The sequence below is a fragment of the Kitasatospora nipponensis genome (genome assembly GCF_039528135.1).
Classification (GTDB): domain Bacteria; phylum Actinomycetota; class Actinomycetes; order Streptomycetales; family Streptomycetaceae; genus Kitasatospora; species Kitasatospora nipponensis.
Window position 1 is genome coordinate 273 of sequence record NZ_BAAALF010000251.1, and the last position, 9649, is coordinate 9921.

Sequence of the window (9649 nt, forward strand, 5' to 3'; positions counted from 1 at the left end):
GATCTCATCGCGTCAGGCTGAGGGCGTCGAGGTGGGCGAGGCGTTGCGCGGTGGGCTGATCAGCCGATCAGCTCACGGGCCAGGCGCGCGGTCTCGGACGGGGTCTTGCCGACCTTGACGCCCGCGGCCTCCAGGGCCTCCTTCTTGGCGGCCGCGGTGCCCGAGGAGCCGGAGACGATGGCGCCGGCGTGGCCCATGGTCTTGCCCTCGGGGGCGGTGAAGCCCGCGACGTAGCCGACGACCGGCTTGGTGACGTGCTCGGCGATGTAGGCCGCGGCACGCTCCTCGGCGTCGCCGCCGATCTCACCGATCATCACGATGATCTCGGTCTGCGGGTCCTCCTGGAACGCCTTGAGGGCGTCGATGTGGGTGGTGCCGATGACGGGGTCGCCACCGATGCCCACGGCCGAGGAGAAGCCGATGTCGCGCAGCTCGTACATGAGCTGGTAGGTCAGGGTGCCGGACTTCGACACCAGACCGATCTTGCCGGCCTTGGTGATGTCGGCCGGGATGATGCCGGCGTTCGACGCTCCGGGGGAGATCAGGCCGGGGCAGTTCGGGCCGATGATCCGGGTCTTGTTGCCCTTCGAGCCGGCGTAGGCCCAGAAGGCGGCCGAGTCGTGGACCGGGACGCCCTCGGTGATGACGACCGCGAGGCCGATCTCCGCGTCGATCGCCTCGACGACGGCGTCCTTGGTGAACTTCGGCGGCACGAAGATGACCGTGACGTCGGCGCCGGTCTTCTCGATGGCCTCGGCGACGGAGCCGAAGACGGGCACCTCGGTGCCGTCGACGTCGACCGTGGTGCCGGCCTTGCGCGGGTTCACGCCGCCGACGATCTGGGTGCCGGACGCGAGCATGCGGCGGGTGTGCTTCATGCCCTCGGAGCCGGTCATGCCCTGGACGATGACCTTGCTGTCCTGGGTAAGGAAGATAGCCATGGTGTTAGTCCCCTTCCTTACTTGGCGTTGGCCAGCTCGGCGGCGCGCTCAGCGGCGCCGTCCATGGTGTCCACCTGCTCGACGAGCGGGTGGTTCGCGTCGGTGAGGATCTTGCGACCCAGCTCCGCGTTGTTGCCGTCGAGGCGGACGACGAGCGGCTTGGTGACGGCCTCGCCCTTCGCCTCGAGCAGCGCGAGCGCCTGCACGATGCCGTTGGCGACCGCGTCACAGGCGGTGATGCCACCGAAGACGTTGACGAAGACCGACTTGACGTCGGGGTCGCCCAGGATGATCTCCAGGCCGTTCGCCATCACCTCGGCGGACGCGCCGCCACCGATGTCGAGGAAGTTGGCGGGCTTGACGCCACCGTGGTTCTCGCCGGCGTAGGCGACGACGTCCAGGGTGCTCATGACGAGACCCGCGCCGTTGCCGATGATGCCGACCTCGCCCTCGAGCTTGACGTAGTTGAGGCCCTTGGCCTTGGCCGCCGCCTCCAGCGGGTTGGCCGCGGCCTTGTCCTCGAGCGCCGCGTGGTCGGCCTGGCGGAACTCGGCGTTCTCGTCCAGGGAGACCTTGCCGTCGAGCGCGATGATCTTGCCGTCGCCGGACTTGATCAGCGGGTTGACCTCGACCAGGAGGGCGTCCTCGGCGATGAAGACCTTCCAGAGCTTCTGGAGGACATCGGCGACCTGGTCGGCGACCTCGGCCGGGAACTTCGCCGCGGCGACGATCTCGGCGGCCTTCTCCGGGGTGCAACCCTCGTTGGCGTCGACCGGGATCTTGGCGAGCGCGTCGGGGTTCTCCTCGGCGACGACCTCGATCTCCACGCCGCCCTCGACGCTGGCCATGGCCAGGAAGGTGCGGTTGGTGCGGTCCAGCAGGAACGAGACGTAGTACTCGTCCTTGATGTCCGCCGTCTGGGCCAGCATCACCTTGTGAACGGTGTGGCCCTTGATGTCCATACCGAGGATCGCCTCGGCCTTGGCGACCGCGTCGGCCGGGTCGGCGGCGAGCTTGACGCCGCCGGCCTTGCCCCGGCCACCGACCTTCACCTGAGCCTTGACGACTGCGCGTCCACCGAAGCGCTCGGCGATGGCGCGAGCGGCTTCGGGGGTCTCGATGACATCACCGTCAAGCACGGGTACACCGTGCTTGGCGAAGAGGTCCCTCGCCTGGTACTCGAACAGGTCCACGTGTGTTCGTCCTTGTTCGTGGTCGCGGATTGTGTCTCTACGAGCGTGCCACGGCAGGATCTTCGCTGCGGGTCGTCGAGGCGGTGCGGGTACGCAGAGTTTCTGGCCTTGCGGCCCACACAGCCACGGGCGCACACGTCAATCAACACGCGCGTCACGTCCGTCTGGCAGGTTATCCCCGGACGACAGGCGTGTTTCGCCCGGGACCGGCCCGGCTTTGGTGAGAACCGTCACAACGGGCGCAGCCGGACGCCCCGCGCGCCCCGAGTTCACCCCGACCTCCTCCGCGTGTCGGCCGCCGTCCCACCCCCCGTCAGCCGGCCGGTACCGGACCGGTGGGCAACGGGAGCGGACGCTTCTCGATGGCCGCCGCCATGACCTCCGGGAACGCGTCCGGCGTGCAGGCGAAGGCCGGGACGCCGAGCGCGGCCAGCGCGGCGGCGTGCGCGTGGTCGTAGGCGGGGGCGCCCTCGTCGCTGAGCGCGAGCAGGGCGACGAACTGCACGCCGGCGGCCTTCATCGCGGCCACCCGGCGGAGCATCTCCCGGCGGATCCCGCCCTCGTGGAGATCACTGATCAGGACGACGACGGTGTCGCCCGGACGGGTGATCCTGGACTGGCAGTAGGCCAGCGCCCGGTTGATGTCGGTGCCGCCGCCGAGCCGGGTGGCGAAGAGCACGTCGATGGGATCGGCCAGTTGCTCCGTCAGGTCGACCACCGCGGTGTCGAAGACCACCAGCCGGGTGCTCAGCGCGTGCATCGAGGCCAGCACCGCGCCGAAGACCGCCGAGTGGACCACCGAGGGGGCCATCGAACCGGACTGGTCGATGCAGAGGATGACCTCCTTCTTCACCGCGCGCCGGGCGCGGGCGTAGCCGACCAGCCGCTCGGGCACCACGGTGCCGCGCCCGCCGGGGCCGGCCCCGGGCAGGTAGGTGTGCAGGTTGGCCCGGATCGTGCGGTTCCAGTCGATGTCGCGGTGGCGCGGGCGGTTGACCCGGGCACTGCGGTCCAGCGCGCCGCCCAGCGTGGCCCGGGTCCGGTCGGCGAGCCGGCGCTCCAGGTCGGCCACCACCGTGCCGACCACCGCGCGGGCGCTCTCGCGGGTGGTCTCCGGCAGCGCGTGCCTGAGCGAGAGCAGGGTGGCGACCAGGTGGACGTCCGGCTCCACGGCGGCCAGCATCTCGGGCTCCAGCAGCAGGCGGTCCAGGCCCAGCCGGGAGATCGCGTCCTGCTGCATCAGCTGGACCACGGTGCTGGGGAAGTAGGTGCGGATGTCGCCCAGCCAGCGGGCCACCTGCGGCGCGCTGCCACCCAGTCCGGCACTGCGCGGAGCGCCGGACTGGGCGGCTGCGGCCCCCGCGCCGCCACCCGCGCCCTCGGGCGCGCCGCGGTAGAGGGCGGTCAGCGCGCGGTCCATGGCGGCGTCCCGACCGGCCGGGGCGTACCCGGTGCCGTCGGCCTCGCCGCCCAGCACCAGGCGCCAGCGGCGCAGCCGCTCGACGGCGGGGTCGGGCCCGGTGACGGGGGCGGGGTCGGCGGCGAGGGCGGGGTCGGGGCTCACGAGCTGCTCCTGCGGTCGCTCTGGTGGGGGATCCGGGGGCGGGCCCGCGGCACGGCGGCGGGGGCCTCGGGCCCGGCGGGCGCGGGGTCAGCGAGGTGGTCGGCGGTGGCGGGTGCGGGGCCGAGCAGGCCGAGCAGGCGCAGCGCGTCCGGCAGGGTGGCGTCCGCCCGCTGCGGGTCCAGCCGCGGGCCGCCCGCGCCGACCCCGCCCCCTGCGGCACCGGCCGCGCCCGGGTCCAGCGGCCCGGCGGCCACCCTGGCGCCGACGGTGCGGCGCACCCCGGCCTCCAGGTCGGCGAAGGTCCGGCGCAGCAGCGGCAGGACGTCGGTGAAGGTGTCGGCGGGCACCTGGATCAGCCACTCGTCCAGGAGGGCGAGCAGCTGCGGGCCGAGCAGCAGCAGGGCGCCGCCGGCGGAGAGGAAGCCCTCGATCCAGCCGGCCGCGTCCGCCGGGGCGCCGGCCGGCGAGAGGACCAGGCGCAGCCGCCGCCCGGCCTCGGCCGCGTCCAGCGCGCCGTCGTCCAGCAGCAGGCGCACCGCCCGGCCGCGCAGCCGCCCGGGGTCGCCGGTGACCGGTCCACCGGTGGGCTCGCGACGGACCAGCGCCGCCAGCGCCGCGGCCCAGCGGTCGGCGAGCGCGTCCCGCGGGCCCGCACCCGCCGCGCCCACCGCGGTCTCGGCGGTCTCGGCGACGGGCGGCGGGCTCGGGTCCAGCAGACCGATCGCGGTGTGCACGGCGTCCAGCCGGGTGCGCATCGCGGCGGCGCGGGCCGCGTCCAGTGCGGTGCAGGCCGCCGGCAGACCCACGCAGATCCGCTCGGCCAGGCCGCGCGCCACCTCGCCCAGCGCGCCGCTGTCGGTCCCCCGTACGTCGCCGTAGCGCAGCGCGCGGACCAGCGCGGGCAGGGCCTCGGCCAGCCGGCCGGCGTCGGTGTCCAGCGCGGCCCGGTCGGCCAGCTCGCGCATCACGGCGGGCAGCGCCGCGGGCAGGTGGGCGACCAGGCACTGTTCCGCCAGCCGGGTGAGGTCGGCGAGCTCGCCGGCCTGGCCGGCCCGTGCCGCCAGGCGGCCGGCCGCCGCCTCCTCGACCGTGGTGCCCCACTGCGCGGCCTCCACCACCCGGACCGCGAACTCCGGGTCCCAGCACAGCCGCCAGCTCTCCCGGAAGGTGCCGGTGGAGCCGGCCGCGCCGGGCGCCTCGGTGCCCCAGCCGATGCCCAGCAGCCGCAGCCGGTGCAGCAGCAGCGAGCGGGCCGCGTCCAGCTCCCTGCGCAGGTCCAGGACCAGCTCGCGCGGCTCGCTCTCGGGTCGCAGCCGCAGCGAGCGCTGCAGCTTGTTCAGGTCGCGCTGCAACGGGACGGTCGGGGTGTCGGCCGGCACCCCGCCCAGCGCGTCGCCGACCACCAGACGGTCGTGCACCAGCGCGAGCGCGACCGGCGAGCCGTCGCACATCACGGACTGGACGGCGTCCAGCGTCTCGGCCAGTCCGGCGGCCGGGCGGCCGCGCATCGCGGCCAGCGCGTCGGCCAGCCGGACCGACTCGATCACGTGCGCGGAGGAGACCGGGTGGTCCTCGGCGCGCAGCAGTTCGGCGGCCCGGGTCAGCCAGCGGGCCAGCGCGCCGCGCTCGCCGGCCCGCTCGAACAGGTGCTGGTACCAGCCGGGTGACTCGATGCCGGCGCCGTAGCCGGTGTGCTGGGAGAGCCGGCGGTGGGTCCAGGGGACCCAGGTGATCTCGGTCCTCAGCTTCTTCGGCAGCCCGGCCAGCAGCGAGCGGTCCGCCGCGGCGGTGGGCATGGCGCTGAGCGCCGGCACGTGCCAGGCCCCGCAGACCACGGCGATCCGCCGGTGCCCGGCGCGGCGCGCGGTGCGGATCTGCTGGCGCATGTACGCCTCGCGCAGGTCGTCGCGGCGCCGGTGGGACCAGAGCCGGCCGGCCGCGTGCGACTCGGACGGACCGGCGGCACCGGCCGGAGTGACGGGGTCGGCGGGAGCGGAGCGGCCCGGAAAAGGCGGCGGGGCCGCAGCCCCCGGGTGTACCGGGGACTGCGGCCCGTCCGCCCGGCCCGAGGGAACCGCCGTGCCCTCGGGCCGTACCCCGGGCGACCCCGGGGTGCCTACCTTGTCGTCGCGCAGTACGGCCATCGCCTCGGCCACCGCCGCGAACGGGGCGAGGGGATCGTCGCCGGGCAGCCGGTGCTCGACCACGTCCTCCCACCACCCCTCCACGTCCGCTCGGCCGGCGGCCGCGGCCAGCGCGGCGACCGGATCCGCCCGCAGATCGCCGCCCCCCCCCCCCGCCCCCCCCCCCCCCCCCCCCCGCGCGGCCAGCGCGAAGCCGCTGGCCGCCGGCAGGTCGATGAACCGCACCGGGATCCCGGCCGCCAGCGCGTGCTGGATCGCCACCCACTCGGGCGAGAAGGCCGCGAAGGGCCAGAACGCCGCCCGGGCCGGTTCGTCGACCGCGTGGGCCAGCAGCGCCACCGGCGGCACCATGTCCCGCTCCGCCGCCAGGGCGATGATCGGGTCGGCCTCCGGCGGCCCCTCGATCAGCACGGCGTCGGGCCGCAGCCGGGCCAGGGCCGCGCCCACCGCGCGGGCCGAACCGGGACCGTGGTGCCGCACGCCCAACAAGGTCACCTCACCGTTCATTGCTCTTCCCCCTTGTGTGATCGTGACGTCGTGTCCCTGCCGCCGGTGTTCAGTGGGACAGCTCGCGCGCCGCCCGGTAGAAGTCCTTCCAGCCCTCGCGCTCGCGGACCACGCCCTCGACGTACTCCGCCCAGACCAGGTGGTCGGCCACCGGGTCGCGCAGCACCGCGCCCAGCACGCCGGCCGCCACGTCCCCGGCGCGCAGCACGCCGTCGCCGAAGTGCGCGGCGAGCGCGAGTCCGTTGGTGACCACCGAGATCGCCTCGGCGGTGGAGAGCGTGCCGGTGGGCGACTTGACCTTGGTGCGGCCGTCGAGGGTGATGCCCTCGCGCAGCTCGCGGAAGACGGTGACGACCCGTCGGATCTCCTCGGCCCCGCCGGGAAGCTCCGGCAGGTCCAGCGAGCGGCCCAGTTGGCCGACCCGCCGCGTGACGATCTCGACCTCCTCGTCGAGGGTCGCCGGCAGCGGCAGTACGACCGTGTTGAACCGGCGGCGCAACGCACTGGAGAGCTCGTTGACGCCACGGTCCCGGTCGTTCGCGGTGGCGATCAGGTTGAATCCGCGAACAGCCTGAGTCTCGCCGCCCAACTCGGGTACCGGCAACGTCTTTTCCGACAGGATGGTGATCAGGCTGTCCTGGACGTCGGCCGGCATCCGGGTCAGCTCCTCGACCCGGGCGATCTTGCCCTCCGCCATCGCCCGCATCACCGGCGAGGGCACCAGGGCCGCCCGGCTGGGGCCGTTGGCAAGCAACTGCGCGTAGTTCCAGCCGTATCGGACCGCCTCCTCGGGCGTGCCGGCGGTGCCCTGGACGAGCAGCGTGGAGTCCCCGCTGACGGCCGCCGCCAGGTGCTCGGAGACCCAGGTCTTCGCGGTGCCCGGCACCCCGAGCAGCAGCAGCGCCCGGTCAGTGGCGAGCGTGGTCACCGCGACCTCGACGATCCGGCGCGGTCCGACGTACTTGGGCGTGATCACGGTGCCGTCCGGCAGCTCGCCGCCCAGCAGGTAGGTGGCCACCGCCCAGGGCGAGAGCCGCCAGCGCTCGGGGCGCGGCCGGTCGTCCTGCGCGGCCAGCGCGGCCAGCTCGCCGGCGAAGGCGTCCTCGGCGTGCGCGCGCAGCACCTCGGTGGTACCGGCGGTGGTGTCGGTGGCAGCGGCATGGGTGGCGGTGGTGGCGGTGGTCGTCATGAGGAGCTCCTTCAGGTCGGCCGCCGGGACACACCGCTGGGGGTGCCGTGGACGGAGGAGTGCAAAGGGAGCATCGGCGCAGATGGCAGGCCCGGGCCCGGAGTACCGCTCCGGCCTGCGAGAACCACTCTGCACCCCGCCACTGACAATCGGCGCCCGCCGCCGGGGACCCCAGAGGGATTCGAGCCGAAGCCGGACATCGTCGCGACGACCCACGAGCAGACGTCGGACAACGCGAACCCCTTCCCCGCGGGGCGGGTCCTGCTCACGGTCGAGATCGTCTCGTCCGACCGGGACGGCGACTATGCGAAGAAGCGCACCTGGTACGCCCGCAACGAGATCCCGCTCCACCTGATCGTCGACCCGAACGACGGCGTCTGGGAGCTGCACACGCAGCCCCACGCAGGCTCCTACCGGACGGTCGAGTACGGCGAGTTCGGTGAGGACGTGAAGCTGCCCGAGCCACTCTCCTGCTCGATCGCCACCGCCACCTTCAAGGTCTACCCACCCCGCCGGCTTCCCTGAGGACGTGTCAGTGTCCCGCCGTAGCGTGCGGGGCATGGAGGAACGCTGGAGCACCGAACACATCCTGTCCCTCGCACCCGACGCCGCCTCGCAGAAGGCGGCCGGCAAGCTCTCCTCCCCCGCGCCCTGGTCGCAGACCGGCAGCGGGCAGGGGGCGCTCTGGGGGCAGTGCCGGGGCAGCGGGAGCACCCCGTACCGGACGGTCGTGGAGCTGGCCACGCCCGCCTACCAGTGCAGCTGCCCCAGCCGGAAGTTCCCGTGCAAGCACGCGCTGGGGCTGCTGCTGCTCTGGAGCACCGGCCCGCAGGCGGTGGCCGAGGGGGCCGAACCGGCCTCCTGGGCCGGCGAGTGGCTCGCCGGGCGCCGCCTGCGCGCGGAGGAGGCCGCCGAGAGGGTGACGGCGAGGGCCACGGCGGTCGCCGCCGATCCGGCCGCGGCGCGCCGGCGCGCCGAGCGCCGCTCGGCGCGGGTGGCCGCCGGTACCCAGGAGCTGCGGCTGCGGCTGACCGACCGGATCCGCCGCGGCCTGGCCGACGGCAGCGCCACCACCACCGACTGGGAGGAGGTGGCGGCCCGCATGGTCGACGCACAGGCCCCCGGACTCGCCTCCCTGGTGCGGGAGTTGGCCCAGCAGCCGGCGGACGCACTGGCCGACCACGCCCTGCTGCACCTGCTCGCCGCCGCCTACGACCGGGTCGGCGAGCTGCCCGCGCCACTGGCCGCCACCGTCCGCAGCCGGATCGGATTCACCACCGACAGCGCCGAGTTGCTGGCCGGCCCGACCGTGCGTGACCGCTGGCTGGTGCTCGGCGGCCGGGACAGCACCGACGAGCGGCTGACCACCCGCCGACTGTGGCTGCACGGCACCAAGACCGCCCGCCCGGCCCTGCTGCTCTCCTTCGGCCGACCCGGCCAGGCCCCCGAACTCGCGATCCCCACCGGCCAGTTGCTGGAGGCCGAGGTCGCCTTCCAACCCGCCGCCCGGCCCCTGCGGGCCGCGCTGGGCCCGCGCCACGGCCTGCCGACCACCCCGAGCGGGCCGGCCGCCCGCCCGCCCGGCCTCTCACCGGCGGGCGCCCTGGCCGCCTACGGCGAGGCGGTGGCCGACGATCCGTGGCTGACCTCCTGGCCGGTGGTACTGACCGCGGTGGTGCCCGTCGCCGGGCCGACCGGCTGGCAACTGAGCGACGGGCGCGAGGCGCTGGACCTGCGCCCGGCCGGCGACGCGGCACTCTGGCGGCTCGTCGCGGTCTGTGGCGGCCGGCCGATGACGGTCTTCGGCGAGTGCGGGCACCGCGGGTTCGCGCCGGTCACGGTCTGGGACGAGAGCGGCCGGCCGACCGGGGTGGCGCAGTGACCCGCGTGGCACACCCGAACGGAGCAGCCCGGTGAACGGGGCGCCAGTGAACGGAGCGGCAGTGAACGGAGCGGCGATGACCATCGACCTGGACGACGCGTTCTGGACCCGGCTGCACAGCGCCGCCCTGCTCGGCACCGACCGGCGCCCGCTGCCCGCGCCCGACCCGGACTCGCCCGCCTTCGCCGCCGCGGACCAGGTGGGTGGGGGAGGGGGTGGGGGGGGCGGG

The 9649-nt window shown here is 74.7% G+C and carries 7 protein-coding genes; 2 read left to right on the forward strand and 5 right to left on the reverse strand.

The window, feature by feature from the left end:
- Positions 1-59: 59 nt before the first annotated feature.
- From sucD to ABD323_RS37110, 5 genes are all read right to left on the reverse strand, one after another.
- A complete protein-coding gene (gene sucD / locus ABD323_RS37090) occupies positions 60-941 on the reverse strand; it encodes a succinate--CoA ligase subunit alpha (RefSeq protein ID WP_344446502.1) in 882 nt (293 codons plus the stop codon).
- A 17-nt stretch (positions 942-958) separates the two neighbouring features.
- A complete protein-coding gene (sucC, locus tag ABD323_RS37095) occupies positions 959-2134 on the reverse strand; it encodes an ADP-forming succinate--CoA ligase subunit beta (protein WP_344446503.1) in 1176 nt (391 codons plus the stop codon).
- Between the two features lie 313 nt (positions 2135-2447).
- Positions 2448-3698, reverse strand: coding sequence for a VWA domain-containing protein (locus ABD323_RS37100; protein ID WP_425556292.1), 1251 nt, complete (start codon positions 3696-3698; stop codon positions 2448-2450).
- Positions 3695-6349, reverse strand: a complete 2655-nt coding sequence (locus ABD323_RS37105; RefSeq protein WP_344446504.1) for a DUF5682 family protein — start codon at positions 6347-6349, stop codon at positions 3695-3697. The genes ABD323_RS37100 and ABD323_RS37105 overlap by 4 nt, the downstream gene beginning before the upstream one ends.
- A 49-nt stretch (positions 6350-6398) precedes the next feature.
- Complete coding sequence (locus ABD323_RS37110) at positions 6399-7538, reverse strand: ATP-binding protein (RefSeq protein ID WP_344446505.1); 1140 nt, start codon at positions 7536-7538, stop codon at positions 6399-6401.
- 42 nt (positions 7539-7580) lie between these two features.
- Between ABD323_RS37110 and ABD323_RS37115 the strand changes: the two genes are divergently transcribed.
- Positions 7581-8063 carry a Uma2 family endonuclease gene (locus tag ABD323_RS37115; RefSeq protein WP_344446506.1) on the forward strand — a complete coding sequence of 161 codons (483 nt, stop codon included), beginning with the start codon at positions 7581-7583 and terminating at the stop codon, positions 8061-8063.
- Positions 8064-8097: 34 nt separating this feature from the next.
- Positions 8098-9420 carry an SWIM zinc finger family protein gene (locus tag ABD323_RS37120; protein ID WP_344446507.1) on the forward strand — a complete coding sequence of 441 codons (1323 nt, stop codon included), beginning with the start codon at positions 8098-8100 and terminating at the stop codon, positions 9418-9420.
- Positions 9421-9649 lie beyond the last annotated feature (229 nt).

Bases quoted from the DNA above. Each gene is read 5' to 3' on its own strand.
- sucD (WP_344446502.1), bottom strand. From the start codon at position 941: ATGGCTATCTTCCTTACCCAGGACAGCAAGGTCATCGTCCAGGGCATG.
- ABD323_RS37105 (WP_344446504.1), bottom strand. From the start codon at position 6,349: ATGAACGGTGAGGTGACCTTGTTGGGCGTGCGGCACCACGGTCCCGGT.
- ABD323_RS37110 (WP_344446505.1), bottom strand. From the start codon at position 7,538: ATGACGACCACCGCCACCACCGCCACCCATGCCGCTGCCACCGACACC.
- ABD323_RS37120 (WP_344446507.1), top strand. From the start codon at position 8,098: ATGGAGGAACGCTGGAGCACCGAACACATCCTGTCCCTCGCACCCGAC.